The organism is Limnohabitans sp. Hippo3, assembly GCF_003063665.1.
GTDB lineage: Bacteria > Pseudomonadota > Gammaproteobacteria > Burkholderiales > Burkholderiaceae_C > Limnohabitans_A.
On the sequence record NZ_NESF01000003.1, the window covers coordinates 1 to 26,646 of the forward strand.

At 63.2% G+C, this 26,646-nt stretch carries 29 protein-coding genes; 14 read left to right on the forward strand and 15 right to left on the reverse strand.

Features of this window, described 5'->3' with window-relative positions; genetic code table 11:
• Positions 1 to 265: 265 nt before the first annotated feature.
• Positions 266 to 985, forward strand: a complete 720-nt coding sequence (locus B9Z34_RS05780) for an SDR family NAD(P)-dependent oxidoreductase (protein ID WP_108427176.1) — start codon at positions 266 to 268, stop codon at positions 983 to 985.
• Positions 986 to 1,024: 39 nt separating this feature from the next.
• Here the strand turns inward: B9Z34_RS05780 and B9Z34_RS05785 are convergent, their stop codons facing one another.
• On the reverse strand, positions 1,025 to 1,342 hold the full coding sequence (locus B9Z34_RS05785) for an NIPSNAP family protein (protein ID WP_108427177.1): 318 nt from the start codon (positions 1,340 to 1,342) through the stop codon (positions 1,025 to 1,027).
• A 144-nt stretch (positions 1,343 to 1,486) separates the two neighbouring features.
• Here B9Z34_RS05785 and argE point away from each other — a divergent pair, with 144 nt between their 5' ends.
• Both argE and B9Z34_RS05795 read left to right on the forward strand, forming a co-directional pair.
• Positions 1,487 to 2,707 carry an acetylornithine deacetylase gene (argE, locus tag B9Z34_RS05790; RefSeq protein WP_108427178.1) on the forward strand — a complete coding sequence of 407 codons (1,221 nt, stop codon included), beginning with the start codon at positions 1,487 to 1,489 and terminating at the stop codon, positions 2,705 to 2,707.
• Positions 2,708 to 2,744: 37 nt separating this feature from the next.
• Positions 2,745 to 3,713, forward strand: coding sequence for a tripartite tricarboxylate transporter substrate binding protein (locus tag B9Z34_RS05795; RefSeq protein WP_108427179.1), 969 nt, complete (start codon positions 2,745 to 2,747; stop codon positions 3,711 to 3,713).
• Positions 3,714 to 3,736: 23 nt separating this feature from the next.
• Here the strand turns inward: B9Z34_RS05795 and B9Z34_RS05800 are convergent, their stop codons facing one another.
• From B9Z34_RS05800 to B9Z34_RS05830, 7 genes are all read right to left on the reverse strand, one after another.
• Entirely contained in the window at positions 3,737 to 4,180 is a 444-nt protein-coding gene (locus tag B9Z34_RS05800) for a universal stress protein (RefSeq protein ID WP_369907588.1), read from the reverse strand.
• A 245-nt stretch (positions 4,181 to 4,425) separates the two neighbouring features.
• Positions 4,426 to 5,004 (reverse strand): YceI family protein, encoded by a 579-nt coding sequence (locus B9Z34_RS05805; protein ID WP_108427180.1) that lies wholly within the window; start codon positions 5,002 to 5,004, stop codon positions 4,426 to 4,428.
• Positions 5,005 to 5,264: 260 nt separating this feature from the next.
• Complete coding sequence (locus B9Z34_RS05810) at positions 5,265 to 5,831, reverse strand: YceI family protein (RefSeq protein WP_108427181.1); 567 nt, start codon at positions 5,829 to 5,831, stop codon at positions 5,265 to 5,267.
• Positions 5,832 to 5,861: 30 nt separating this feature from the next.
• Positions 5,862 to 6,392 (reverse strand): cytochrome b, encoded by a 531-nt coding sequence (locus tag B9Z34_RS05815; protein WP_108427182.1) that lies wholly within the window; start codon positions 6,390 to 6,392, stop codon positions 5,862 to 5,864.
• 27 nt (positions 6,393 to 6,419) lie between these two features.
• Complete coding sequence (locus B9Z34_RS05820) at positions 6,420 to 7,205, reverse strand: class III extradiol ring-cleavage dioxygenase (RefSeq protein WP_108427183.1); 786 nt, start codon at positions 7,203 to 7,205, stop codon at positions 6,420 to 6,422.
• A 317-nt stretch (positions 7,206 to 7,522) separates the two neighbouring features.
• Positions 7,523 to 8,413: an NAD(P)-dependent oxidoreductase gene (locus tag B9Z34_RS05825; protein ID WP_108427184.1), complete on the reverse strand. Its 891-nt coding sequence runs from the start codon at positions 8,411 to 8,413 to the stop codon at positions 7,523 to 7,525.
• Positions 8,414 to 8,431: 18 nt separating this feature from the next.
• On the reverse strand, positions 8,432 to 9,865 hold the full coding sequence (locus tag B9Z34_RS05830; RefSeq protein ID WP_108427185.1) for an aldehyde dehydrogenase family protein: 1,434 nt from the start codon (positions 9,863 to 9,865) through the stop codon (positions 8,432 to 8,434).
• A 96-nt stretch (positions 9,866 to 9,961) separates the two neighbouring features.
• Here B9Z34_RS05830 and B9Z34_RS05835 point away from each other — a divergent pair, with 96 nt between their 5' ends.
• The 4 genes from B9Z34_RS05835 to B9Z34_RS05850 all read left to right on the forward strand — a co-directional run bounded on the left by B9Z34_RS05835 (position 9,962) and on the right by B9Z34_RS05850 (position 13,703).
• Positions 9,962 to 10,831, forward strand: a complete 870-nt coding sequence (locus B9Z34_RS05835) for a LysR family transcriptional regulator (RefSeq protein WP_233249443.1) — start codon at positions 9,962 to 9,964, stop codon at positions 10,829 to 10,831.
• A gap of 92 nt (positions 10,832 to 10,923) precedes the next feature.
• Entirely contained in the window at positions 10,924 to 12,360 is a 1,437-nt protein-coding gene (locus B9Z34_RS05840) for an NAD-dependent succinate-semialdehyde dehydrogenase (RefSeq protein WP_108427187.1), read from the forward strand.
• A gap of 14 nt (positions 12,361 to 12,374) precedes the next feature.
• Positions 12,375 to 13,031, forward strand: a complete 657-nt coding sequence (pcp, locus tag B9Z34_RS05845; protein ID WP_108427188.1) for a pyroglutamyl-peptidase I — start codon at positions 12,375 to 12,377, stop codon at positions 13,029 to 13,031.
• 243 nt (positions 13,032 to 13,274) lie between these two features.
• Positions 13,275 to 13,703: a c-type cytochrome gene (locus B9Z34_RS05850; protein WP_108427189.1), complete on the forward strand. Its 429-nt coding sequence runs from the start codon at positions 13,275 to 13,277 to the stop codon at positions 13,701 to 13,703.
• Here B9Z34_RS05850 and B9Z34_RS05855 read toward each other — a convergent pair.
• Positions 13,672 to 14,652: an oxygenase MpaB family protein gene (locus B9Z34_RS05855; protein ID WP_108427190.1), complete on the reverse strand. Its 981-nt coding sequence runs from the start codon at positions 14,650 to 14,652 to the stop codon at positions 13,672 to 13,674. The genes B9Z34_RS05850 and B9Z34_RS05855 overlap by 32 nt on opposite strands.
• A gap of 185 nt (positions 14,653 to 14,837) precedes the next feature.
• On the opposite strand from B9Z34_RS05855, the gene B9Z34_RS05860 reads away from it, so the two are divergent.
• Positions 14,838 to 15,455, forward strand: coding sequence for a hypothetical protein (locus B9Z34_RS05860; protein ID WP_108427191.1), 618 nt, complete (start codon positions 14,838 to 14,840; stop codon positions 15,453 to 15,455).
• A 48-nt stretch (positions 15,456 to 15,503) separates the two neighbouring features.
• On the opposite strand, the gene B9Z34_RS05865 is transcribed toward B9Z34_RS05860, so the two are convergent.
• Both B9Z34_RS05865 and B9Z34_RS05870 read right to left on the reverse strand, forming a co-directional pair.
• Entirely contained in the window at positions 15,504 to 16,058 is a 555-nt protein-coding gene (locus B9Z34_RS05865; RefSeq protein ID WP_108427192.1) for a lipocalin family protein, read from the reverse strand.
• Positions 16,058 to 16,852 carry an SDR family oxidoreductase gene (locus tag B9Z34_RS05870; protein WP_108427346.1) on the reverse strand — a complete coding sequence of 265 codons (795 nt, stop codon included), beginning with the start codon at positions 16,850 to 16,852 and terminating at the stop codon, positions 16,058 to 16,060. The genes B9Z34_RS05865 and B9Z34_RS05870 overlap by 1 nt, the downstream gene beginning before the upstream one ends.
• A 70-nt stretch (positions 16,853 to 16,922) precedes the next feature.
• Between B9Z34_RS05870 and B9Z34_RS05875 the strand changes: the two genes are divergently transcribed.
• Positions 16,923 to 17,795 carry an oxaloacetate decarboxylase gene (locus tag B9Z34_RS05875; RefSeq protein ID WP_108427193.1) on the forward strand — a complete coding sequence of 291 codons (873 nt, stop codon included), beginning with the start codon at positions 16,923 to 16,925 and terminating at the stop codon, positions 17,793 to 17,795.
• A 28-nt stretch (positions 17,796 to 17,823) separates the two neighbouring features.
• Entirely contained in the window at positions 17,824 to 18,843 is a 1,020-nt protein-coding gene (locus B9Z34_RS05880; protein WP_108427194.1) for a tripartite tricarboxylate transporter substrate binding protein, read from the forward strand.
• A 1-nt stretch (position 18,844) separates the two neighbouring features.
• Here B9Z34_RS05880 and B9Z34_RS05885 read toward each other — a convergent pair whose 3' ends face one another.
• A complete protein-coding gene (locus tag B9Z34_RS05885; protein WP_108427347.1) occupies positions 18,845 to 19,618 on the reverse strand; it encodes a FadR/GntR family transcriptional regulator in 774 nt (257 codons plus the stop codon).
• A 192-nt stretch (positions 19,619 to 19,810) separates the two neighbouring features.
• Here B9Z34_RS05885 and B9Z34_RS05890 point away from each other — a divergent pair, with 192 nt between their 5' ends.
• The 4 genes from B9Z34_RS05890 to B9Z34_RS05905 all read left to right on the forward strand — a co-directional run bounded on the left by B9Z34_RS05890 (position 19,811) and on the right by B9Z34_RS05905 (position 22,734).
• Positions 19,811 to 21,511: an FAD-dependent oxidoreductase gene (locus tag B9Z34_RS05890; protein ID WP_108427195.1), complete on the forward strand. Its 1,701-nt coding sequence runs from the start codon at positions 19,811 to 19,813 to the stop codon at positions 21,509 to 21,511.
• Between the two features lie 18 nt (positions 21,512 to 21,529).
• Positions 21,530 to 21,772: a DUF2783 domain-containing protein gene (locus B9Z34_RS05895; protein WP_233249445.1), complete on the forward strand. Its 243-nt coding sequence runs from the start codon at positions 21,530 to 21,532 to the stop codon at positions 21,770 to 21,772.
• Positions 21,773 to 22,045: 273 nt separating this feature from the next.
• Positions 22,046 to 22,339, forward strand: a complete 294-nt coding sequence (locus tag B9Z34_RS05900) for a type II toxin-antitoxin system HigB family toxin (RefSeq protein WP_108427196.1) — start codon at positions 22,046 to 22,048, stop codon at positions 22,337 to 22,339.
• A gap of 11 nt (positions 22,340 to 22,350) precedes the next feature.
• On the forward strand, positions 22,351 to 22,734 hold the full coding sequence (locus B9Z34_RS05905; RefSeq protein WP_108427197.1) for a type II toxin-antitoxin system HigA family antitoxin: 384 nt from the start codon (positions 22,351 to 22,353) through the stop codon (positions 22,732 to 22,734).
• Between the two features lie 149 nt (positions 22,735 to 22,883).
• Here B9Z34_RS05905 and B9Z34_RS05910 read toward each other — a convergent pair whose 3' ends face one another.
• The 3 genes from B9Z34_RS05910 to B9Z34_RS05920 form a co-directional block, all read right to left on the reverse strand.
• The gene (locus B9Z34_RS05910) at positions 22,884 to 23,780 is read right to left on the reverse strand and encodes a ribose-phosphate diphosphokinase (protein ID WP_108427198.1); all 897 of its coding nucleotides are present in this window, start codon (positions 23,778 to 23,780) and stop codon (positions 22,884 to 22,886) included.
• Positions 23,781 to 23,793: 13 nt separating this feature from the next.
• Positions 23,794 to 25,380: a thymidine phosphorylase family protein gene (locus tag B9Z34_RS05915; RefSeq protein WP_108427199.1), complete on the reverse strand. Its 1,587-nt coding sequence runs from the start codon at positions 25,378 to 25,380 to the stop codon at positions 23,794 to 23,796.
• A 66-nt stretch (positions 25,381 to 25,446) separates the two neighbouring features.
• Complete coding sequence (locus B9Z34_RS05920) at positions 25,447 to 26,646, reverse strand: Bcr/CflA family efflux MFS transporter (RefSeq protein WP_108427200.1); 1,200 nt, start codon at positions 26,644 to 26,646, stop codon at positions 25,447 to 25,449.

Here is a 26,646-nt window from a genome sequence, read left to right on the forward strand (position 1 = left end):
AGCTGCCAGTCCTCATCGAGGCGAACAAATTCCGACGGCTGCACCGAGCACTCCATGGCCTTCTCCTTCCATACGCAATGGAGAAGAGCATATCTCAAATTGATATTTTAAGTTAGCGCATATGCGCGCATGCGGGAATCCATGTCCCCACCATCAACCCGCCCCAACCCATCGCCCAACCTGTCTCCCACGCCCTTGGGTGACAGCGCAAACCCTGCATGCCCTTGTAAGCTGGACTCTCAAAACCCAGAAAGTGAGATGCGGCATGGACACCGTCAAACAAGTTTTCATCACCGGGGGCACCAGCGGCATTGGCGCAGCCATTGCCCGGGCATTCGCCGCCACGGGGGCGCGTGTGACGGCCACAGGGGCCACGCCCGCCGAGGTTGCGGCGGCGCAGGCTTTGCCCGCCAACCAACGCATCGCATTTCAGGTGCTGGATGTGCGTCACAACGAACAGGTGCAAAAAAGTTTGGGCGAATTCACCGAGCTGGATGTCTTGGTCAATTGCGCGGGCATCGTGCAGCGCGGTGTCGAGCATGACCCGGAGGTGTTTGCGAAAACCGTCGACATCAACCTGAACGGGACCATGCGCGCCTGCGCTGCGGCGCGTGCCGCTTTGAAAGCCCGCCAGGGCTGCATCGTCAACATCGCCTCGATGTTGAGCTTTTTTGGCAGCAGCCCGACGCCGGGCTACAGCGCGAGCAAGGGCGGTGTGGCGCAGCTGACCAAGTCGCTGGCCATTGCCTATGCGGTCGACGGCATCCGGGTGAACGCGGTGGCCCCGGGCTGGATCGCCACGCCCTTGACGCAGGCCTTGCAAGACGACCCGACGCGCAGCGCCCAGATCGTGGGCCGCACGCCCATGGGCCGCTGGGGCCAGCCCGAAGAAGTGGCCGATCCGGTGCTGTTTTTGGCCAGCCCGGCAGCCCGCTTTGTGACGGGCGTGATCTTGCCCGTGGATGGGGGCTACCTGGTGCAGTGAAGACCGAGCCTGGGCGGCGCATGCGGCCACCCAAGCGGCTCAGGGTTGCGGGCCCCAGGGTGCCGACAGCATGAGCTTGTTGTTTTGCTCACGCATCAGCGGGCGGATCTTGGCGGCAAAGGCCATGAATTCCGGGTCGGCAAACACCCCGGCCCAAAAGGCGCGGCGGTCGGCGTCGTCGTCGAACTTCCAGACATGGATCAGCTCGTTCAAGGCACCCACATCGCCTGTGAAATAGCCCACCAGTTTTGGCGGGTGCTTGGCCAGCGCAGGCCAGCCCTCGTTTTTGTAGTGCGAGATGATTTCGGACATTTTTCCGACAATCACGGAATAGGTGCGCAGTTCGTAAATGGCCATGGAGACTCCAGAGGTTGAGGGAGGGCTGCATAGCCACTTTAGAGGCAGCCGCAGCCGACCCATGTCGGCAAGGTGACGCGGCCGGGCGCTTGGCCCGGTAAGATCAGGCGCCCCAGTTGGAACCCCTTTTGAACGGAGTCCCCCATGAACGCCCCGCTTCCTCAAGCTGCCCTGTCCTCGGTCCAGGCCACCGACCTGGCCGCCCTGCCCCTGATCGAAAAATGGATCGCCTTTGCCACCGTCTCGCGCGACAGCAACCTGGCCTTGCTGGATTGGACCGAGGCTTACCTGAAGGACTTGGGCATTGCCTGCAGCCGCACCTACGACGACAGCGGCCAAAAAGCCAACCTCTGGGCCACGCTGCCTGCGCACGACGGCGAAACCAAAATCGGCGGCCTGGTGCTGTCGGGCCACACCGACGTGGTGCCCGTCGACGGCCAGCCCTGGGACACCGACCCGTTCAAGGTCGTGATTCAAGGCGACAAGATGTACGGCCGCGGCGTGACCGACATGAAGAGTTTTGGCGCGATCTGTCTGATGATGGTGCCCGAGTTGTTGAAAAGAAAACTCAAGCGCCCGATCCATTTGGCTTTCAGCTATGACGAAGAAGTCGGCTGCATCGGCGTGCGCCGCATGATCGCCGACATGCAGGCCCAGGGCTTCAAGCCTGTAGGCTGCATCGTGGGCGAGCCCACCGGTATGCAGGTGGTGATTGCGCACAAAGGCAAGCATTCGTACAAAACCACGGTGCACGGTTTTGAGGCGCATTCTTCCCTCACACCGCTGGGTGTGAACGCGGTCGAGATCGCTTGCGAGTTTGTTGCTCACCTGAAAAGCATGCACCGCGAACTGGCGCAAAACGGCCCGTTCGACCCGATCTACGACGTGCCCCACACCACCATCCACACGGGTGTGATCGCAGGGGGTACGGCGCTCAACATCATCCCGCGCCAGTGCGAGGTGACCTGGGAGATTCGCCACCACCACATGAACACGCCCGAAGAGCTGTTTGCACGGGCCAAGGCCTTTGGCGAGAGCCTGGTGCCCGCCATGCAGGCCGTCGCACCCGACACGGGCATCACGCACGAACTCAAATCGGTGTTGCCCGGCTTTGCTACGGCGGCCGACAGTGAGATCGCGCAGCTGAGTTTTGACTGCGCCGACGTGGACCCGGCCAGCGGTGCGGGCAAGGTCTCGTTTGGCACGGAAGCTGCTCTGTTTCACCAGGCGGGTGTGCCCACCATCGTCTGCGGCCCCGGCCACATTGCGCAGGCGCACCAGCCCAACGAATGGGTCACGCTGGAACAACTGGCCTGGTGCGAGCGCTTCATGCGCCGCCTGGCCGACCGGGTGTGCGTGGCCTGATTTTTGAATGAACAGAAAACTTTTCAAGGAAACACACATGATTCAACGGCGTGAACTTTTGGCGTCCAGCTTGGGCACGGCTTTGCTGTCGGCGGTGGGCATGGCCCAGGCCCAATCCACCAAACCGGTGCGCATCGTGGTGCCTTTTGCACCGGGTGGTGTGCAGGACATCCTGGCGCGTTCGTTCTCGGTCGAGATGGGGGCGGCTTTGGGTCAAACGGTGATCGTGGAAAACCGCGCGGGCGCAGGTGGCACGATTGGCAACGCCTATGTGGCCCGCGCCGAAGCCGATGGTTCGGTCATGGTCATGGCCGCGGCCAGCCACAACATTGCTGGCTCGCTGTACACCAAGCTGACCTACGACCCGCAAAAAGACTTTGCGCCACTGGGCCACATCGGCAGCGCCAGCTATGTGCTCATGGTGCACCCCGACGTGCCCGCCAAAACAGCGGCCGAATTCATCCGCCACGCCAAGGCCAACCCCGGCAAGATGAACTACGCCAGCGCTGGTGTGGGCAGTGCCACGCACCTGGCCATGGCGTACTTCACGGGCCTGGCAGGCATCGATGTGGTGCATGTGCCGCTCAAGGCCACGGGCGAGGCGATCAACGAAGTCATCTCCGGCCGTGCCCAAGCGGTCATCGCTGCCAGCATCGGCGCTTTGGCCTTTGCCAAGGACAGCCGCATCCGTTTGCTGGGCGTGACCTCGCCCAAGCGCAGCAAATACCTGCCCGACCTGCCCACGCTGGCCGAAAGCGGCTTGCCGGGTTACCAGTTCGATTCGTGGTTTGGTTTGTTGGGTCCCGCAGGCGTGCCCGCAGAGCATGCCAACCGCATCCATGCGGCGGTGAGTAAGCTGCTCAAGGACCCGGTGATCCTGGAGCGCCTGGACAAGCAAGGCATCGAGCCACGCGACATGAGCAATACCGACTTTGCCAAACTGCTGGCTGCGGACTATGTGCGCATGGCGCAGGTGGTCAAGGCCTCGGGGGCGAAGATCGACTGACCTTCAGTCCTCTAGTGCGTGGGTCAATCAAAACCCCGCACCATCAGCACCGGCACGGGTGACATGCGCATGACCTGCTCGGCACCACTGCCGAGCAGAACCCGTCCTATACCCCGGCGGCCATGGGTGCCGATCACCACCAGATCGGCACCCCATTCGTCTGCGGCGTCGGCCACCGATTCGCCAAGGCGTTGCCCCACACGGTCGATCAGCCGTGTGTCGGCCTCCACTTTGGCGGTGCTGGCCAGCGCCATGCCGCTTTCCAACACCTTGTGACCGTTTTCCCGCGCCAACTGCGCGATTTCGCCCGAGTATTCATGGTTGCTCAGCAATGAGAGCTCGTCGATGCAGTACACCAGACGCAACTCGGCCTGGTCGGCTTGCGCCAGCTTGAGCGCGTAATCCAGCGCTTTGCTGGCGGTCCGGCTGCCGTCGAGCGGCACCAAAATTTTCTTGAACAAGGACATTGTGGTCTCCACAGCAGGACGCAACCCATACCCATTCAGGGGTGTATGTCGGGTCGCATGGGGTTACAAGGCTTCTGAAAGAAATGAGCTTCGATGTTAGAAAAGCCAGGTTCCTGCGGCCATGGATCGGACGGTCAATTCGCCTCTGCCTCAAGTGCTATAACGATGGGTAGGTGCGGCCGTTGCAATAAAAAAAAGCCACCCCGGGATGCCCTGGGTGGCTTGGATTGCTTGAGCGAAAAAGCTCAGGGTGCGACAGCTTCGATGGCGATGTCGATGCGCACCTCGTCACCCACATAAGGCGCGAATTTGCCGGCGTTGAACTCGGTGCGCTTGATGGTGGTGACTGCGTCTGCGCCCAGAGCCGGCTTTTTCATCATGGGGTGAGGCATGGCCAGGAAGCGGGTCACCTGCAGGGTCACGGGCTTGGTCACGCCCTTGATGGTCAGGTTGCCTTCGATGGCCTTGGGCTTGTCGCCTTCAAACACCACCTTGGTGGACTTGAAGGTCGCGGTGGGGAACTTGGCGGTGTCCAAAAAGTCCTCACCTTGGATGTGGCCGTTGAAATCGGCAAAGCCGGTGTTGACCGACTTCATGTCGATGGTGATGTCCACCGAGCCGGTCTTGGCTTCGGCGTCAAACACCACTTTGCCGCTGGTGTTGCTGAAGCTGCTCAGCTGTGTGGACAGGCCGAAGTGCGAGTACGAGAAACGCGGGAAAGTGTGTGAGCTGTCCACGTTGTAAGTCACGGGTGCAGCCAGGGCCGAGCCGGCGGCCACCGATGCGAAGGCCAAAGCGGCAGCGAGTTTTTTGAAAGATGTCATGAGAAAGCTCCTGTTGAAAAAAAGTGAGTGGAGAGAAAAAAGAAATGTTTCAGGGGGCATGGATACCCGCATGCGCGGGCATGACAAACCATCGTCACCCCCGACTTGATCGGGGGTCCATGCCTTCGGTTGCGATGGATACCCGCCTTCGCGGGTATGACAAGGGGACGGGTACGACAAGCCACGGTCACCCACGACTTGATCGGGTTTTATCCCGCTGTCACCCCCGACTCGATCGGGGGTCCATGCCTTGGACTTGTTCATTTGCCCTGTGACGCAGTGATCGAAAAGTTGACCTGGATGTCGTTGGCCACCACATCGAACTTGGCCCACATGCCTTCGCCAATGCTGTAGTCGGCGCGCTTGAGGGTGAAGCCGCCTGTGAGCAGGCCGTCCTTGCCTTGGGGCGTGTGCTTGAGGGGAAACTTCACTTCGCGGCTTTGGCCTTTGATGCTCAGCGTGCCCAGCACTTCGTATTGGTTGGGCGCGGTCTGTTTGATCTGTTTGCTCACAAACTGGGCCTTGGGGAAAGCGGCCGCGTTGAACCAGGATTTGGTCACCACTTCCTGATCGGCTTCGCCCGAGCCGGTGTCCACGCTGGCCAGCTCGACTTCGAAACTGGCCTTGCCTTGTTCGGCCTTGGCCGGGTCAAAGTTCACTTGCGCGGCGAACTTTTTGAAGCGGCCATCGGCGCTCACGCCCATTTGCTTGAACTGGAAGGTGATGCTGCTTTTGGCCGGCACGATGGATTGGTAAGGCGCGGCCTGCACTTGCGAGGCGAGCGCGGCGACCGACAGGGCCAACAGGGATTTCAAAACGGTGTTCATGGGGTTCCTTTTTTTATGAGCGTTCGGCTTTCAGCGGGCCGGCAACATGCGGCGCAGCGTGTCGTCTTTGTGCACGACGTGGTGCCACAGCGCTGCCGCTGCGTGGCCTGCGATCAAGAGCAGCAAGCCCACATTCAAAGCCCAGTGCAGCTGGGCCAGTTGATCACCCAGCGCCTTGTCCTTGCCGATCAGGTCGGGGATGGGCAGCACGCCGAACCAGATGGTCTGAAAGCCTTTGGCCGAGCTCATCAGCCAGCCACTCAAGGGGATGGCGATCATCAGTGCATAGAGCAGAAAGTGTCCGGCGTGCGCTGCCCATTGCATGGGTGCGGACAGGCTGTCCGGCAGTGCGGGTGGGCGGTGGGTGACGCGCCAGGCCAGGCGCAGCCAGACCAGTGCGAACACCGTCACGCCGGCCCATTTGTGCCAGGAGTAGTACTGCAGCTTGGCGGGCGACAGGGGCAGGTCGCTCATGTAAAAGCCCAGGGCCAGCAGGCCGAAAATCATCAGGGCCATCAGCCAGTGCAGGCTTTTGGCGGTGCGGGTGTAGTGCGTGTTCATGCGGTGCAATCTCTTGAAAAGTTCGGCTCAGTGGAAGGCGTAGCCGTCCATGGCAATGACGTGGTCACTGATGCCCCGGAAAAACGCTTCGGGTTGCGCATCGGCTCCCGCCGCGCCCAGGGCGGTGAACAGCGGCAGCAGGTGTTCGTCGCTGGGGTGGGCGCGCTGGCCAGAGGCTTGCTGGCGGTAGGCCAGCAGGCCGGGCACATCGCGCTCGGTCATGTGGGTGTGGATCCAGTCGGCGAAGGTCTGCACATAAGCGGGCGTCGCGCCGCCTTGCATGCGCACCACCATGAAGTCGCGCAGGTTGTGCGTGATGTTGCCGGAGGCCAGCACCAAAATGCCTTGCTGCGCCAGACCGGCCAGTGCCTGGCCCACACGGTAGGCGTGCTCGGGGCCCAGGTGGCTTTGCACCGACAGCGGCACCACCGGCACATCGGCGTCGGGGAACATCTGGCGCAGGGGAATCCAGGCGCCATGGTCCAGGCCGCGCAGGGCGTCTTGCGCCACGGGCAGGCCCGCCGTTTGCAGGGCGTTCACCACTTGGGTGGCCACCTCGGGGCAGCCGGTCGCGGGGTATTGCATCTCGTACAGACGCGGGTCAAAGCCGCCAAAGTCGTGGATGGTCTCGGGCCGGGTGGCAAAACCGACCGTGGGCACCGCCGTTTCCCAGTGCGGGCTGACTACCACGATGGCGCGGGGCGTGCCCAGCTGCGCCGCCACCTGCGTCATGGCCGCGCCCGCCGCACCTGGATGCAGGGCAAACATGGGGGAGCCGTGGGGCACAAACAGGACAGAGCGTGGGGCGGTCATGGTGGTGGGCAATGAAAAGTTCGGTACAAGTCCGGGTTAAAGGGGTGGCGCCAAAACAGCTTGCTGTGCCACCGATGGATCGAACTTTAGGTGCTTCAATCGATTAGAAAAAGTAGCAAATCTACAAATGCTTGTTGCATTGATTGCAACAATTGAAGGGCAGAACAGCTTTGGGTGGGGAATCAGCAGGGGGCTGTCCCTGCGCGTGATGCCAGTATTTGTAGGAGGCCGCCCCTGCGACTGAATGCATGCAGATTCTTCGGCGCAGATTCGCGAGCGGGGGCTCGCGCCCACAATGAACTTGTGGGCGGCCGGCCTCAGGCCTTGAGTGCGCCCTTGGCCAACTGGCCCACCAGTTCGGGCAGCAGGGTTTGCGGATCGACCGACTGACAGGCCGCAGCCAGCGTGGCCTGCATGGCTTGGGCGGCGGCGTCGTGTGAGCCGGTTTCGCGGGCCATGTCGGCGTAGTAGCCCAGGTCCTTGAGGGCGTTGCCCATCGAAAAACGCAGTCCCGAGGTTTCGCCGCGCAGCAGGTAGGGCTTGAGGCGCTCGAGCGCCGCGCCCCAGCCGCCACCTTTTTCCAGCACCTCGACAAACACCGCGTCGTCGATGCCCGAGCGGCGTGCGCACGCAGCGGCTTCGGCCAGCAGCGTGACCGAGCCGAGCGAGACGAAGTTGTGCAGCAGCTTCATGCTGTGGCCCGCGCTCACGCCTCCGGCATGCACGATGTTTTCGGCAAAGGTGGACAGCAGGGGGCGCACTTCTTCCAGCAGCGCCGCATCGCCGCCGATCAGCAGGTTCAGGCGACCTTGCATGGCTTCGTTGGGGGTGCGGGTCATGGCGGCGTCCATGAAGCGCACGCCATGCTGGGCCAGCGTGGCCGCCACCTGCTGGGTGGACGCGGGGATGCTGGTGGAGCAGTCGATCACCGTCATGCCTGCGCGCAAGCCCGCCAGCAAGCCGGTGTCGCCCGCCAAAATGGCTTCGACCTGGGCCGAGCCGTTGACGCAGAGGATGACGATGTCACTGGCCTGCGCCACGGCTTGGGCGGTCGGCGCGGTTTGGGCACCCGCAGCGATCAGCTCGCCCAAGGGCTGGTTGCCCGGGTGCTCCATGGCGGTGAGGGCAAAGCCCTTTTTGACGATGTTGGTGGCGATGCCCAGGCCCATCAGGCCCAGGCCGATCATGCCGATGCGGGGGTTTTGCATGTGTGGCTCCAACGGCGTTCAGCCGTGCTTGATGGTGACGGTCTTGAGCGTGGTGAAGCTGTAGAGCGCTTCAAAGCCTTTTTCGCGGCCGTGGCCGCTGGCCTTGACGCCGCCAAACGGCAGCTCGATGCCGCCGCCCGCACCATAGTTGTTGACGAAGACCTGGCCGCTTTGCAGGCGACGCGCCATGCGCAGCTGGCGACCGCCGTCCTGCGTCCACAGCGCTGCCGCCAGGCCGTATTCGGTGCCGTTGGCCAGTTCGATGGCGTGGTCTTCGTCGTCAAAGGGGCCGATCGCCAGCACCGGGCCGAAGATTTCTTCTTGCGCGATGCGGTGTTCGATCGGCACGTCGCGGATCAGCGTGGGCACCTGGTAAAAGCCACCTTTTGGCGCTTCGTGCACCAGCTGGCCTTGTGCGGCGATCGGCAGGCCATCGCTCTTGGCGAGTTCCACAAAGCTGCGCACGCGCTGCATTTGCGATTCGCGGATCAAGGGGCCGCAGTTGAGGTCCATGCTGGCCGGACCGGTGCGGGTGGCGGCAAAGGACTTGGCCAGGCGCTCGACCACCGCCTCGTACACCGGGCGGTGCACCAAGGCGCGGCTACCCGCCGAGCAGGTTTGACCGGCGTTTTGCACGATGGCGTTGGTCACCACCGTGGTCATGGCGTCCATGTCGGCGTCGCCAAAAATGATCTGGGGCGACTTGCCGCCCAGCTCCAGCGTCACGGGCGCATGGTGCTCGGCCGCCGCCTGCACCACCAGCTGGCCCACACGGGGCGAGCCGGTGAACGACACATGGTCCACCCCCGGGTGGCGCACCAGCAGGTCGCCCGCCTCGTGGCCGTAGCCGGTGACGATGTTCAGTGCCCCGGCCGGGAAGCCGACCTCGGCCGCCATCTCGGCCACACGCAGGATCGACAGGCAGGCGTCTTCGGCGGGCTTGACCACGCAGGCATTGCCCACCGCCAGCGAGGCCGCCACGCTGCGGCCAAAAATCTGCAGCGGGTAGTTCCAGGGGATCACATGGCCCGTCACACCAAACGGTTCGCGCAGGGTGAACACGGTGTGGCCGTTGTAGAACGGGATGGTCTCGCCCATGAGTTTGTCAGCGGCCCCGGCGTAAAACTCGAAGTAGCGCGCCACCGCTGTGACGTCACCGCGCGCCAGCGTGGTGGGTTTGCCGCAGTCGCGTGACTCGATGGCGGCCAGCTCGTCGATGTGGGCCAGCATGTGCTGGGCCAGGCGCTGCAGCAGGCGCCCGCGCTCGGTGGCGCTCAGGCGGCCCCAGTCGCCTTGGAAGGCGTCGCGCGCGGCGTGCACGGCGCGGTCGATGTCGGCCGCGTTGCCTCGGGCGATGGCGTCGAACTGCTCACCGGTAGAGGGGTCGATGACCGGGATGTCCTGGCCCGATGCCGGGGCGATGTGCTGGTTGGCGATGTAGTGCAGTTTCATGGGGCCGATCTCCGATATTTTTCATTCAGTTTACCGCTTGACCGAGCCCGGCCCTGTCTTGTTGCAGAATCAGCAACAATGGACAAGCTCGATGCAATGCAAATCTTTGTGCGTGTGGCCGAAGCGGGCACATTCACCGCCGTGGCCGACCAGCTTCAGGTGGCCCGTTCGGTGGTCACGCGCCAGATCGCGGCGCTGGAAAAGCACCTGCGCGTCAAGCTCATCACGCGCAGCACTCGCAGCCTGACCCTCACGCCTGCGGGCGCGGCCTACCTCGAAAAATGCCGTGTCATCCTGAACATGGTGGACGCCGCCGAGTCCAGCCTGGACGAAGAAAAAGCCGTGCCGCGCGGACGCATCCGCCTGGGCCTGCCCCTGAGTTTTGGCCTGCAGCGGCTCATGCCCGCCTTGCTTGCGTTCGCCAAAGCGCAGCCGCACATCGAGCTGCTGATGGACTTTTCGGACCAGCGGGCCAACCTGATCGAAGAGGGCATTGACCTGTCGATCCGCATCACCGCTGACCTGCAGCCCGGCGACATCGTGCGCAGCCTGGGGCATTGCCGTTTGCTGACGCTGGCCTCGCCCGCCTACCTGTCTGAACACGGCAGCGTGCGCCACCCCGAGGAGTTGCGTCACCACGAGTGCCTGGTTTATTCCATGAGCCCCAAGGGGGCGAGCTGGCCCTACCGTGTGCAAGGCCAGCTGCAGTCGTTTGCGGTGCGCGGCCGCATCCAGGCCAACAACGGCCTGGCCCTGGTGCAGGCCACCGCACAGGGCATGGGCATCACCTTGCAGCCCGACTTCATTGCCGAGCCCTTTTTGCAAAGCGGCGAAGTGGTCGAGATCCTGCAGGACTTTGAGGCCCCGCCGCTGGGCATTTACGCCGTCTTGCCCAGTAACCGCTACATCCCGCACCGGGTGAATGTGCTGATCGAGCACCTCTCGCTTGCTCTGCAAGGGGTATGACCCTTCATCCCGTGCCGTGTCACAGTGTTGACGGCACGCGCCCGGTTTCCCGCCACAATGGCTTTTTTGTTTGTTTGCCCACTGGACGCCTTATGACTTACCCCAACACCCAACTCTTCATTAATGGCCAATGGTGCGATGCCGAAGGCGGCCGCACCCTGGCCGTGTTTAACCCCGCCACCGGCACCGAAATCGGCCGCCTGGCCCATGCCGGCATCCCCGACCTGGAGCGGGCTGCGCAAGCCGCGCAAAAGGGTTTCGAGTTGTGGCGCGATGTGCCCGCCAACGAGCGCAGCGCGATCATGCGCAAGGCCGCAGCCCTGATGCGCGAACGCGCCCCGCAAATTGCCGAACTGCTCACCCAAGAACAAGGCAAGCCCCTGGCCGAAGCCAAAGTCGAGGCCATGTCGGCCGCCGACATCATCGAGTGGTTTGCCGAAGAAGGCCGCCGCGTGTATGGCCGCATCGTGCCGCCACGCAACATCCAGGTGCAGCAGCAAGTCCTCAAGTTGCCCGTGGGGCCTGTTGCCGCCTTCACGCCCTGGAACTTCCCGATCAACCAGGCCGTGCGCAAGATGTCTGCCGCTTTGGCTACCGGCTGCTCCATCATCGTCAAAGCGCCCGAAGAAACGCCCGCAGCCCCTGCCGAGCTGATCCGCGCTTTCCATGATGCGGGCGTGCCTGCGGGCGTCATCGGTCTGGTCTACGGCACACCTGCCGAGATCTCGAACTACCTGATCGCGCACCCGCTGATCCGCAAGATCACCTTCACCGGCTCCACGCCCGTGGGCAAACAACTGGCCGCCTTGGCGGGCCAGCACATGAAGCGCGTGACCATGGAGCTGGGCGGCCACGCCCCGGTCATCCTGGCCGAAGACGCCGACATCGCGCTGGCCCTGAAGACCGCAGGCGCGGCCAAGTTCCGCAACGCGGGCCAGGTCTGCATCTCGCCCACCCGTTTCTTGGTGCACCACAGCATTGCCGACGCCTTTGCCGAACAATTTGCCGCGCAAGCGCAGGCCCTGCAGGTGGGCGACGGCCTGGCCGCAGGGACGCAGATGGGGCCGCTGGCCAACGATCGCCGCCTGGCCGCCATGCAGGCCATCGTGCAGGACGCCCGCGCCAAAGGCGCCAAGGTGCTCACGGGCGGCGAGCGCATCGGCACGCAAGGCAACTTCTTTGCGCCGACGGTGCTCTCGCATGTGCCGCTCGATGCCGATGTGGTGGTCAACGAGCCTTTTGGTCCGATTGCCGCGATCCGCAGCTTTGAGAAGATCGAAGACGCGATTGCCGAAGCCAACCGCCTGCCCTTTGGCCTGGCCGGTTACGCCTTCACCAACTCCATGAAAACCATGCACCAGCTCAGCCAGCGCCTGGACGTGGGCATGCTCTGGGTCAACCAGCCCGCTGCGCCTTGGCCCGAGCTGCCCTTTGGCGGCATGAAGGATTCCGGTTACGGCTCTGAAGGCGGCCCCGAGGCGCTGGAGGCTTACCTCAACACCAAAACCGTGTCGATCTTCAACGCCTGAAAGGCCCGGTGTTCATGCGTGTCCTGGTCACGGGTTTCGAGCCCTTTGGCGGGCAAAGCCTCAACCCGTCGTGGGAGGTGGCCCGTGCCTTGCAGGGTGCGGTGATCGCTGGGGCGCAGGTCACGGCGGTGCAGCTGCCTTGCGTGTTTGCGCAGGCGCTGCCCGCTTTGCAACAAGCCCTGACACAGTACCGCCCCGACATCGTGCTGGCGCTGGGCCAGGCCGAGGGGCGCTGTGATTTTTCGGTCGAACGCGTGGCCATCAATGTCATGGACGCCCGCATCCCCGACAACGCGGGGGACCAGCCCATCGATGTGCCGGTGATTGCGGGGGAACCTGCAGCCTACTTCAGCACCTTGCCCATCAAGTCTTTGGTGGCGGATTTGAAGGCGGCGGGTTTTCCGGCCTCGGTGTCGCAAACGGCGGGCACCTTTGTCTGCAACCAGGTGTTTTATGCCTTGCAGCACACGCTGGCCGGGCGGGGTGTGCAAAGCGGCTTCATGCACTTGCCGCTCTTGCCCGAGCAAGCCGCCCAGTGGCCCGGGCCGACCTTGCCCAGCTGGCCTGCCGCTGTGCAGGTGGCGGGCGTGCAGCAGGCCCTGGCCTTGCTGGTGGCGCATCGGCAGCAGGGGCTGGGTGACGCGGCCATCAGCGGCGGCACGCTGAACTGAAGCGCGACACATTGACACACTGCGATGGCTCCCGGGAATCGGCCTACCGGTTTGACGGTATCTGGCGTATGGCCTGCGCATCCACCACAGACACCCCTGTGGGAGGCCGCCCCTGCGGCCGAAGGTTTTCGCGCGCAGTGGCGCGCTCCCACAGCAGATAACCGTGGTTTGGGCGTGCCAGCGCACAGACCTTGCGGGCCTGGGTCCCGATGATGAGGCTCTTGCAAAACAACAGGAGCCAAGATGAACACACAAACCATTTGCCGCTGCGTGGTCGCCAGCATCCTCAGCGTCACGGCCGCGTCGTGGGCGCAGACCTCGGTCAGCCTGGGCCGCGTGGATTACAAGGACAACTGCGCCAGCTGCCACGGCGCATCGGGCAAGGGCGATGGCCCGGTGCAATCATTTCTGGTCAAGCCGCCATCCGATCTGACGCGGATTGCGCAGCGCAACGGCGGCAAGTTTCCGCAGGAGTTGATGTGGGAGGTGATCGATGGCCGCTGGTCAGGCGACACCGGCCCGCACGGCTCGCGTGAGATGCCGGTGTGGGGCAACGAGTTCAAGGCCCGCGCCATGACCCAGCCCAGCGATTCGCCCCGTACCGCCGAGTGGTCGGCGCGCAACCGCATCGTGTCTTTGCTCATGTATTTGGAGACGATTCAGCAGCCTTGAAACCTGGCGCCATGCGCTGACGGGCGCGTGCCGCCACACCCGTGTCGGCGAAGGCCCAGGCCAGCGATGCACCCATGCCTTGCAAGGCGGTGCGCACCGCGGCTTGTTCCAGGGGGCAGCTGCGTTCGCGCCCCAGCATGTCCAGCGCCCAGTCGGGCAGCATCTGGAAGGCGGCTCGAACGATCAGACCGATCAAGGGCCTGTCCAGCGGCGCACACGGGTAGTGTTCGATCAGGGCAATCGTTTCCCGCGTGCGCTCGTCCACCCGCAGCTCCGGTCGAAAGGCTTGCAGCTGCGTCAGGGCCTGGTGGCGCGTCATCGGTAAGTCGTGGGCGCCCAGGCGCTCGCCGATTTGCGCCATTTCAGCAAAGTACAGGTCTTGCCTGTCTGTGGGCAAAGGCTGCAAAGACAAGTCTTGGTAAGCCCGCAAAAAGCTGGTGGTCTCGCCCAGGTGCACCCAGCGGATCAGCTCCGGGTCATTGGCCACATAGGGCGTGCCGTCGGGCAGCGTACCGCGAATTTGCGCGTGGATGCGGTTGACCCGCTCGATGGTCTGCAAGGCGGCTGCCGTGCCGCCGTAGGTGGTGGTGGCCACAAACAAGGCGGTGCGGCCCAGCCGCGCCTGCAACTGGGTGCGAAAACTGGAGTGGTCCCAAACGGCGGCCAGCGCCCGGGGGTGCAGGGCCTGCAGCATCAGCGACGACAAACCCCCGGTCATCATGGCCACAAAGTGGGCATGTACCTGCCAGGCGGCCGAATCGGGCCCGAACAGGCCCGGGTCGCCCGCAGGCTGCAGAAAGTCCCGCGCATCCCCCGTGGCCCCGGTCATGGCCCGCACGCGCTGGCCCAGCTGGGCTTTCACGGTTGCCGAAAGCGATTCGGTCAGCGGGCTCAGCACAGGGCAGTCCCCAAGCTTGCGGGGCGGTAAATAACGGGCGGGGTTGAACATGGTGGGCAATGAAAGACAGGCCGCAGTTTGGGTCAGGCCCGTCCCGGGCGCAGGGGGTGGGGCAATGGCCGTGAGTTGCCACGGGTTTTTTGGCAATACCCCGGCGTTTTGTGGGTCTATTCACAGGTCGGGGCGTCTGCCCATCCCGCCATGACCGAACATGCACGGCTTATTTGGAGACCTCTATGGCCTGGCTGGACTTTTTGAAAAACGGCAACGAACTGAGCGAACTGCTGATCGAGGGCCACAACCCCTATGGTGCGCACCTGCTCAAGCAAGCCGATGTGGACCAGATGCGAGACCACATCCAGCCCGGCGAGCGTGTGCTCGGCTACGTGCTGGGCCGCGTGGTGTTGGCCGGTCGCGGTCTATGGTTGTTGACCGATCAGAACCTGCTGATTTCAGAAAACGACAGCGGCAACCTGGTGCACCACTTCGCCCTGAAAGACATCACCCAGGCCGAGTGCGTCAAAGGCAAATACGGCTACACCCTGCGCGTGACCGCCGCGGGCCAGCAGCGCAGCGTGTATGGCGCATCAAGCCATCTGGCGGCGGTGTTTTATCGGGCCTTGGGCCAAAAAGCGCCTTGTAGCCCGGTCTACAAACCCACTGCTTTGGATGCTGACGATGTGGCCGAGGTGGTTCACCACTTCTCGGACGCTGCATTGCGCTTGCAACCTGTGGCTTGGGTCAATGCCGATGCCCGCGCCCTGATCGCGCAACTGGCGCAAGATGCAGCCGACCAGGGTTGGCTGCAGGCCAGCGAAGCGGGCCAAGTGCGCGTGGCCGAAGCAGCACACTGACCTTCAAGCTCTTTTCTTGTGGCAATTCAGCCCCGCGCGCGAAAGCTCTCAGGGCTTGCTGGCTTCGATTCTTTTAAGGTCGAAGCCCAGCTTCTCCAGCTTGGCCAGCAAGGTCTGGTAGGTGGCCGCAGGCATTTGCGGCGTGCGCGACAAAATCCACAGGTACTCGCGCTGGGGCTCACTCACCACCACCCATTGGTAGTCCGGGTCCAGATCGATGATCCAGTAATCCCCCCACACCAGCGGAATGAACGACAGCCACTCGGGTGCAAAACGCACCTTGAGCTGGGGTGAGGTCGGCCCCCCGATTTGCCGGGCCGCGCCCAAGGCCTCGCTCCATTCGCCCTTGTCGGTTTTGCAGCGGTTGAGCACCTGCACTTGCCTATTGGCTTGCAGCGTGTAGGTGGCCTGCGTGCTGCTGGCGCATTTTTTCTGGAACCAGTTGGGGTACTTGGCGATCTCGTGCCAGGTGCCCATGTAGCGCGGCACATCGACCGAGGGCACGGTTTGCAGCGGTGCAGGCTGGGCTTGCGCCGGAGGCCATGCCGCGAAAGTGCCCAGGGCCAGCGCCAGCACAAGCGCGTGTGAACACAAGCGCCGCATCACACCACGATCGGATTCAGCGCCCCGTCCATGCTCATGCAAATGCCGGTGATGTAGCTGGCTTTGGACGAGGCCAGAAACAGCACGGCGTTGGCAATTTCTTCGGGCTCGGCCATGCGGCCCAGTGGAATTTTGGCCACGGCTTGTGCCATGGCTTCTTCGGTGTCGATGCCCTTCAGGCGCGCATCGGCTGCCATGCCCTCTTGCAGGCGGTCTGTCAAAGTCAGTCCGGGGTTCACCGCATTCACGCGGATGCCTTGTGGCCCATAAGCGGCCGCCATGCCGGCGCTCACCAGCATCAGGGCCGCGTTGGCTGCGCCGCCAGGCAGGTGGATCGGGCTGGCCACTTTGCCGCCGTTGCCCACCACGTTCACCACCGTGCCTTGGCCACGCTGGGCCATGCGCTGGATGGTGGGCGTGAGCATGTGGATGGTGGTGAAGTATTTGGCTTGCATGGCATCGGCAAAAGCCTCAGGCGTCAGCTCGGGTGCGGGTGTACGCTTGGCAGCGCCCGCCGAGTTGACCAAAACATCGACCGGACCGAATGCGGCTTCTGCCGAGTTCAGTGCTGTCAGGGCCTCGCCTGCATCGCGCAAATTGGCGGACACGGTGTGAATGCGATCGGCAGCAAAACGGGCCTGCAGTTTTTGCAACGCATTCTTCAGATTGGCCGTGTCACGCGAGACCAGCGTGACCTTGGCCCCTTCCTCCAAAAAAGCCTGGGCACAGGCCAGGCCAATGCCTTTGCTGCCGCCGGTGATCAAAACATGCTTGTCGCTTAAGTGCAGATTCATGGGGTGCTCTTCTGATGAAATGACGAAATTGAATTTCGTCATTTGAACACTCTTCATTCCTTTTTGCCTCATGAACACAAAAACCTCTGCGCTGCGTGCGCGTTTGAACCAGCCCGGCCTCGTGGTCGCCCCCGGTGTGTTCGACATGGTGTCGCTGCGCCTGGCCGACAGCTTCGGCTTTGATGCGCTGTACATGACCGGCTACGGCACCGTGGCCTCGCACATGGGTTTGCCCGACGCGGGTCTGGCCACCTACAGCGACATGGTCGGTCGCGTCACGGCCATGGCGGGCATGGCCCGCACGCCTTTGATCGCCGATGCCGACACCGGCTACGGCGGCTTGCTCAACATGCGCCACACCATCCGGGGTTACGAAGCTGCAGGCGCTTGCGCCATCCAGCTCGAAGACCAGGAGTTCCCCAAAAAATGCGGCCACACGCCGGGCCGCCGCGTGATCCCCATGGCCGACATGGTGCGCAAGATCCAGGTGGCCGTCGATTCGCGCGAGTCCAAAGACTTTTTGATCATCGCCCGCACCGATGCCCGCACCACGCTGGGTCTGGACGAAGCGCTGCGCCGGGCTGAGGCCTACGCCAAAGCCGGTGCCGACATCTTGTTTGTCGAGTCACCCGAGTCCGAAGAAGAGATGCGCCGCATTGGCCAAAGCTTTGACGTGCCGCTGGTGGCCAACATGGTCGAAAAAGGCCGCACCCCGGTGCTGACAAAGCCAGAGCTGGAAGCCCTGGGCTACAAGATCGCCATCTTCCCGGTCACCGCCTTGCTGGCGGGTGTGCAGGCCATGACGCAGGTTTACCAGCAGTTCAAGGACACCGGCTCATCGGCCAAGGGTGCCACGCCTTTGTACGACTTTGCCGACCTGACCAAGCTCATGGGTTTTGAAGACGTGTGGGCTTTTGAAAAGCGTTACGCTGAAACCGACTGACACCATCCCGAAACCCTTGGAGACAACGATGACAAAGAACAGCACAACACCCCGCCGCCAATGGCTCAAAGCCGCGCTGAATACGGGCTTGATGGCCGCAGCCTGCACTGGCCTGGCCCTCGGCGCCAGCACGGCCGCAGCGCAAGCGGCCTACCCCGCCAAGCCGATTCGCCTGGTGGTCCCCTTTGCGACCGGTGGTGTGACCGACACCAGCGGCCGCCTGATTGCCGAGCAACTGTCCAAACGGCTGGGCCAGCAGGTGATCGTGGACAACAAGCCTGGCGCTTCGGGCAACATCGGCACGCAAATGGTGGCCACGGCCGAACCCGATGGCTACACCTTGCTCCTGGGTTTTGATGGCACGCTGGTCATCAACCCGCATGTGTTCCCCAAAGTGGGTTTTGACACAGCCAAAGACTTTGCCCCGATCGGCAAGATTGGCGATGCCATCTTGATTTTGGTGTCGCACCCCGGTGTGCCTGCCAAGACGCTCAAAGACGTGATCGCCCTGTCCAAAACCCAATCCGGTGGCTTGTCGTATGGCACGTCCGGCACGGGCGGTACGCCGCACATCGCGGGTGAGTTGCTCAAGCAGCGCACGGGCGCCAACCTGACCCACATCCCCTACAAAGGCGGTGGCCAGGCCATGATCGATGTGATGGGCGGCACCATCCCCTTGGTGTACACCGCCGTGGCGGGGGCGATTCAGCACGTCAAGTCGGGCAAGCTGCACGCGGTGGCGGTGTCCAGCGCGCAGCGTGCACCGTCCATGCCCGATGTGCCCACCTTCATTGAAGGCGGCGTGCCCGACTTCGACATCAACTCCTGGGTGGGTTTGCTGGCCCCGGCCAAAACACCTCGGGCGATTGTGGACAAGCTCAACACCGAACTGAATGCCGTACTGAACGACCCGGTGGTGCGCGAGCGCCTGAACACGCTGGGCATCACGGCCAGCCCGGGTGGCCCCGAAAAATTTGGCCGTGACATGGCGCGTGACTTGTCGCGTTATGCGGCCGTGGTCAAGTCGGCCAACATCAAGGTGGAGTGATTCAAGTCCGCAGCCCTTTGACCAGGGGCTGTGCCAGCCGCTCGCCTTCTTGTACCCAGAAGGCCGGGTCTGCGCTGCGGATGCGGGTGATGGCATTGCCCATGTGCGTGGCAGCAGCTTGTCTGGCCGCAGCAGCGTCACCGGCTTTGACGGCTTGCAAAATGGCTTGGTGTTCGGTTTGCACTTCGGCTGCAAAGTCCATGCGCCGCGCTTCGTTGGCCCGGGTCACTTGTGTGGCCCCGTGCAAAAACTGGCCCAGGTACTCCAGTGTCTGGATCAGGAATGGGTTGCACGTGGCGTCGGCAATGGCCCGGTGAAAGTTTACGTCTTCGGCCACACCATCGCCTCCCGACTGGACGGCGGCATCTAGGGCCCGAACGGCTTGCTCGATCTTGCGAAGATCGCGTGCGTTGCGCCGTTCGGCGGCCAGTGCGGCCACTTCGGCTTCAAGTGCGCGGCGCACCTCCACCATCTGGATCACGGCCTCTTGCGAGGCGGCATGCCGCGCCTCGAAGTTGAGCGGCGCGAAGGGCAGCTGCGGGTTGACAAACACCCCGCTGCCTTGGCGCGAATCGACCAGGCCCAAAGACTTGAGCCTGGACACGGCCTCGCGCACCACGGTGCGGCTGACTTCAAACTGCTCCACCAGGCGTGCCTCGGTGGGCAGTTTGTCGCCGGGCAAAAGGCGGCCTTGTTTGATTTCGTTGGCCAGTTGCTCGGCCACCTGGTCAGACAGGCGAGCGCCGCTGGACACGGGGGTGAAATGCTGGATCATGAAGTTGTCATACAAAAGACGGACCTTGAGCATAGCCTGACTGCGGTTTTCACGCTGTCAATCTGGTTCGTTGTCGCCTGAAAAACAAAAATTCCTGCAAGTTTAAAATTACGGATAGGTAAATTGATTTATCTATAGTAAATTACCGTTTGTCGCACCGAAAGGTGTTTACCTCATGGCCGGAGACCACGCATGGGCGCTTACATCAACCCGATCTATCCCTACAAGTCGCCTGCCGATTTGATGTCCACACCGCCGCAGCGCAAACCACTGATCGTCATTGGCGCAGGGCCAGTGGGCCTGGCCGCCGCCATCGATGCCCGATTGCAGGGTTTGGACGTGTTGGTGCTGGACGATGACAAAACCGTCTCGGTCGGCTCACGGGCCGTCTGCTACGCCAAGCGCTCGCTCGAAATCCTCGACCGTTTGGGCATTGCCGAGCAGGCCTGCAACATGGGCGTGAGCTGGAATATCGGCCGCACCTTCCTCGAAGAAGACGAGGTCTACCAGTTCAACCTGGTGCCCGACGCGGGCCACAAGCGCCCCGGCATGATCAACCTGCAGCAGTACCACGTGGAGGAAATGCTGATTGCGCGCGCCTTGGAGCTGGGCGCGGACATCCGTTGGCAGCACAAGGTCACCGCAGTCACCCGCCACGACGATCACGCCACCCTCACGGTGGAAACACCTGACGGCACCTTCGACATCGAAGCCGACTGGCTGGTGGTGGCCGACGGCGCACGCAGCCCCATTCGTCGCCACCTGGGGCTGGACATCGAAGGCCGCGTGTTCCAGGACCGCTTCCTCATCGCCGACGTGATCATGAAAGCCGACTACCCGGCCGAGCGCTGGTTCTGGTTTGACCCGCCTTTCCACCTCAACCAGAGCGTGCTGCTGCACAAGCAAAGCAACAACGTCTGGCGCATCGACTTCCAGCTCGGCTGGGACGCCGACCCCGAAGAAGAAAAAAAGCCCGAAAAAGTCATCCCGCGCCTGCAGGCCATGCTGGGCGACGACCGGCCGTTTGAGCTGGAGTGGGTGAGCATCTACACCTTCCAGTGCCGCCGCATGACCGACTTCCGCCACGGCCGCGTGCTGTTTGTGGGCGACGCGGCGCACCAGGTCTCGCCCTTTGGCGCACGTGGCGCCAACTCGGGCTTTCAGGACGCGGACGATCTGATGTGGAAGCTGGGCTTGGTCATCAAAGGCCAAGCCAGCGAGAAACTGCTCGACACCTACGCGCACGACCGCCAGTTTGCCGCCGACGAAAACATCATGAACTCGACCCGCTCGACCGACTTCATCACGCCCAAGAGCCGCACCAGCAAAACCTTCCGCAACCAGGTGCTGGCGCTGGCCAAGCACTACCCGTTTGCGCGTAAGCTGGTCAATTCGGGCCGCTTGTCCATGCCGTCTTTCCTGACCGAGTCGGTGCTCAACACGCCCGACACCGACGCTTTTGAAGGCCAGATGGTGCCTGGCGCACCGATGGACGACGCGCCGGTGCAAGTGGACGGACAAGACGCTTGGTTGCTCGACCAAGTGGGCAAAGGTTTTCAGGTCTTGTTATTTGTTGACGCAGCGCCTTCGCCCGAAGTGCTGGCCCAACTCGCATCCTGTGGGAGCGCGCCCCTGCGCGCGAATGCCCAGCCCGTCCAAGCGACGCCCCTCATCGTCGCATCCAGCCCCCTGAACATCCCCGGCGTGAAAGTGATCGTCGACACCCAAGGCCTGGTGGCCAAACGCTACGACGCACGACCCGGCACCACCTACCTACTGCGCCCCGACCAGCACGTGGTGGCCCGCTGGCGCACGCTGGACACCCACACCGTGCAGGCCGCACTGGCCCGAGCGACAGGGCTCAACATCGGAAGCCACATCGGCCAGGCCTGAACCGCACCAAGGACTGACATGAAAACCGACATGCACATCGCCCTGAAAACAGACCCCAACTTTCACGAAGCCGGCCGCCGTTTCTTCCGCGACTTCTCACCCGGCGACGAGTTTTATGAACACCTGATCGAAGCCCACAACGGCCTGAGCGACGAACAAAGCGAGGCGCTCAATGCCCGCCTGATCCTGCTGCTGGCCAATCACATTGGGGATTTGAAGGTGTTGCGTGAAGCGCTGGACAAGGCACGGGCGGGGGCTTGAGCGAAATTTTTGCACGGGCTGATTTGTTCAGATTGAGGTTTTCTGATTGACGATGGGGTAGACACCGTCGCCCCACAGTGCATTCGAGTTCTCCATCATCAGCGCGATGATCACGGATACGAGCTTGCCCGGCAAACGAGTGCAATCATGCAACTGGCCGCTGTTGATCCTTCCAGTCGTTTGGGACTCGACGCCTCTGGCTTTGCTGGGTCATTGGCTCAAGCAGTCATTTTCGATTGTTGTGTTGATACCAATTTGGTATCATAATGAATCATGCGAATCGTTGCGATATCTACACTTCGTGCCTTTTGGACAAAGCATCCTGATGCACAAACACCGTTAACGGCTTGGTACGCGTTGGCCAGCAGGGCGCAATGGAGGTCGCCATCTGACATCAAAAATGCCTACAGAAATGCCAGCTTTACAGCCAACAATCGGGTGGTGTTCAACATCAAGGGCAATGACTACCGGTTGGTGGTGCTGGTTCGCTATGACAAAGGCTTGTTGTTTGTGAAGTTTGTGGGTACGCATGCGCAATACGACAAGATCGATGTGTTGACTGTTTGAAGGAGAACCCTGTGGAAATCCGCACCATTCACAACAAAAAAGAATACAAGGCAGCCCTGGAAGCCATCGAGCAACTTTGGGATGCTCCAGCCAAGTCTGCCGAAGCCGAGCGTTTGGATGTGCTCACTCTGCTGGTGGAACATTACGAGAAAACGCACTTTCCGATCGCTGACCCAGACCCGATTGAGCTGATTGAGCACGTCATGGAGAGCCGTGGGCTGACCCGCAAAGATCTTGAACCCATGATTGGCCCCCGTGGCCGTGTGGCTGATATTTTGAACAGAACGCGCCCATTGACGCTCGAAATGATCCGCCGCTTGGTCGCTCAGCTTGATTTGCCCGCAGACGTCTTGGTGAAACCCTACTTGTTGCGCGAAGAGTTATTGGCTGCTTGAGACGGCTGACCCCACGCTCGTAGACATGACGATGAAGTTGTAGATCGGTACCTTCAGGTCCGACATGGTGGACTTCGGTTCAGATCGCATGTCGGCTCTGTTGCCACCGACCTAAGGGCTGACGACAACAGCCCAATAAAACGCTCAGCTCAATACGCGACAACATCTTCCTTGATCGCCTTCGCCAGCAATCCCGCCAAGCCCATCACATTGCTCGGATGCGCCACGCTGTCCGTGCTCCAGAATTCGCCCACACCTGCCTGATGGATGCGTTGCAGCGCATCGCCTGCCAGCAGGGCGTGCGTCACGGCCACGTCCACGCTGGCCGCGCCTGCGGCCAATGCCAAGCCAGCGGCGGTGGCCAGGGTGTGGCCGCTGCTGGCCACGTCGTCCAGCAGCACCACGGCCTGGCCGCGCAGGTCGCACGTGGGCAGCGCGATGCTCACGGCGTGGTCGCCGTGGCGCACTTTGCTGCACACCGCATGTTTCAGGCCGTGGGCAGCGGCGGCTTGGGTGACCCATTGCGCTGACTCGCTGTCGGGTCCGAGCAAGAACGCGCCAGGCCGGTGCTGCGCAATCCAGTCGCCCAGCAGCGGTGCTGCGCTGAGCGTGATGGCCTGACGGGCGGGCACCGCTTTGGCCAGGGTGGCCACCCGGTGCAGGTGCGGGTCCACCGTGATGACCGCGTCGAACAGCGTGGCCAGCCAGGCACCCACGATGCGCTGGCTGATGGCCTGGCCGGGGGCGAATGCCATGTCTTGCCGCATGTAGGCCAGGTAGGGTGCGACCAGGCTGAGGTGCTTGGCACCCAGTTGGCGGGCGGTGGGTGCGGCCAGCAGCAGTTCGGTCAGTTTGTCGTTTGGCTGGTGCAGGCTGCGCAGCAGCACCACACGCGGGGGCAAGTGCGCAGGCAGCGTGAGCTGGGTTTCGCCATCGGGAAAGCGGTGACGCTCTACCTGGTGCGGCACCAGACCCGCAGCATCGGCCAGGCGCAGGGCGGCGGGGGTTTCGTCTTCAAAGTAGAGCAATGCACCGCGTTCAGGCATTTGCCGTCCTTCTTCAAAACTCGACAAACACATGCGGCACTTCATCGGCCTGGCCCAGCGTGTAGCCGCTGGCTTTGCGGCACAGCTGCGTGGCAAATTCCAGGTCGCTCGGGTAGGCGGCGTGCACCCGGTACAGCGGCGTACCTTGCGTGACGCTATCGCCCAGTTTGTGCAGCAGATCCACCCCGGCGCTTTGCACTTTGGGGGCACCGGCCATGCGGGCCACGCGGGCGATCTGCAGGTTGTCGATGCCAGTCACCACGCCATCGGCCGGGGTGCACACCTCCAGCGTGAGCCCGCCTAGCGGCGGGTGGTTGTGGTCAAACGGGCGTGCGCCTTGCGCGTTGATGATGGCTTGCATGCGGCTGAGCGCCCGGCCGGAGTCGAGGATGTCGCGTGCGATGGCAAAGCCGTCGCCGCCGCGCACATCGGGGCTGGCTTCGATCAGGCGACCGGCCAGCCGCAGCGATTTTTGCCGCAGGTCGTTGGGCGCACGCGGGTCGTTTTCGAGCACGCGCATCACGTCGCGCGCTTCGAGCATCGGCCCGACACCCTGGCCCACAGGCTGGCGGCCGTCGGTGATGACCACTTCGAGCGACAGGTGCATGCGTGAGGCCACGTATTCAAACAACCTGCGCAGGCGCTGCGCCTCGGGCATGGAACGCACCTTGGCGGTGGGGCCGATCGGGATGTCGAGCACCAAGTGGGTGGAACCCGCCGCGATTTTTTTGGACAGGATGGAGGCGACCATTTGCGCGGGCGAGTCCAGCGACAGCGGCCGCTCGACCGCGATCAGCACATCGTCGGCGGGCGACAGATCGGCCGTGCTGCCCCAGGCCAGACAGCCACGGTGCGTGCGCACGATCTCGGCCAGCTTTTCAAAAGGCAGCTCCACATCGGCCAGAACTTCCATGGTGTCGGCCGTGCCGGCGGGCGAGGTGATGGCGCGAGACGAGGTCTTGGGGCACAGGATGCCGTAGGCCGCCAGGATGGGCATGACCAGCATCGAGGTGCGGTTGCCGGGGATGCCGCCGATGCAGTGTTTGTCGACCACCAGCGGCTCACGCCAGTCCAGACGCCGACCTGCTGCCACCATGGCTTCGGTCAGGAAGTAGACCTCTTCGCGGTCCATCTCGCCCCGGTTGGTGGCCACCACAAAGGCCGTGAGTTCGATCTTGGAATAGTGGTGCCCCGCAATGTCCCGAACGATGGCGTGGAAGTCGTTCTGGTCCAGGCGTTCGCCATCGATCTTGCGAAACAGTGCCTCCATCGACGCCGGGGGCTCCGCCTGCGAGACCGAAGCGGTGTGTCCATCGGGCACACCCAGGTGGCGAAAAGCGTCTTCGGACAGGCCGATTTCGGTGCAGGCCACGATGCTGTCGTCGTCGACCACATTGAGGGTGGCCAACACATGCCGGCCGTTGGCGCGCACTTCGATTTTGGACAGGGCCTGAAAACCCTCGGCCCGGTACACCGCGCAGTTGCGGTTGAGGTAGGCCACGTTTTCACGGTAAGTGTCGATGGCCACACGGCGCAAGGACAAAGGCGAGGCCCGGTCGGCGGGGCCAGGTGGAGAAGCGGAGGGGGATGGCGTGTCCATGGCATTCAGCCTACACCCAAAACGCCCGTTGCGGCAGGTCTGCCAAGCCTCAGGCCTTGCAGTGACTCAATGCCTGCGCAAAAAAAACTGCGCCGTCGCGCCGGTCAGGGCAAAGGCCAGCATCATCCAGCCGAGGTTGACCGCGCCTTCGTGCGGCACCAGGCCCACCAGATAACCCCCGGTGGCCCCGGTGAGCTGCTGCATCAGGCCAGCCACGGCAGCGGCCGATCCGGCCAGCGCGGGCAGCACGCCCACGGTGCCCGCCAGCGCAGGCGGGTTGAGCAGGCCATGGCCAAAGCCCAGCAAGAGCAGCGGCAGGGCCACAGCCAGCGCCGTCTGCACACCAAACAGCCCCAGCGCCAGCATCACGACCAGGCCGCCCAGGGTCAGGGCCTGGCCCCAGGCCATGACGCGCGATTCGCCCGCCTGCGCAATCAGCCGCGACGTCATGAAATTGCCCAAAATATAGGACACGGGCACGGCCATGATGAACCAGCCAATGCCGTCGGGGCCGATGCCGTAACCCTTGAGCACAATCGGAGCCCCGGCGAGGAAGGCATAAAACGTGGCGGTGGTCGCGGCAAGGATGGCGACGTACAGCAAAAAGCGCGGCTCGCGCAGCAAGCGGGCATAGGCGCTGAGCATGGACCGCAGCCAGTGGCCCGGTGCAGGTGCAGGTTTGGCCACACGCGGCAAACCCAGCCACGCGGCCACCAGCAGCACCGCCGCCAGCACCGCCAGCAGCACGAAGTTGGTCTGCCAGCCGTAGCGCACATGGATCTGCCCGCCGATCAGCGTGGCCAGCGGCGGGCACATGCCCAGCGCCATGCCGATGTAGGCCATGACGCGGGTGCGCTGTGGCCCGGTGAACAGGTCTTGCACCATGGAGCGGCTGACCACCATGCTGGCCGCGCTGCCCGCGCCTTGCAGCACACGGGCAGCGGTGAGCGTGGCGATGTCGGTGGCCAGTGCGGCCATGACCGAGGCCAGCCCCGCCACCACCAGGCCCAGCATCAAAATGGGTTTGCGCCCATGCCGGTCAGACAGCGGGCCGTACACCAGCTGCAACGCGCCGTAGGCGACCACATAGCCACTGAAGGTCAGCTGCACATCGGCCTGGCGGGTGTTGAAGAGGGTGCCCCACTCCTGCATGGAGGGCAGGCACAGCGTCATTGCGAGCAGGCCAAAGGCGATTTGGGCCAGCACATTGGCGATCAGCCAGGGGCCGTGAGCGCGCGGGCCCTGGTTGGCTGGTGTGTTGGGCAT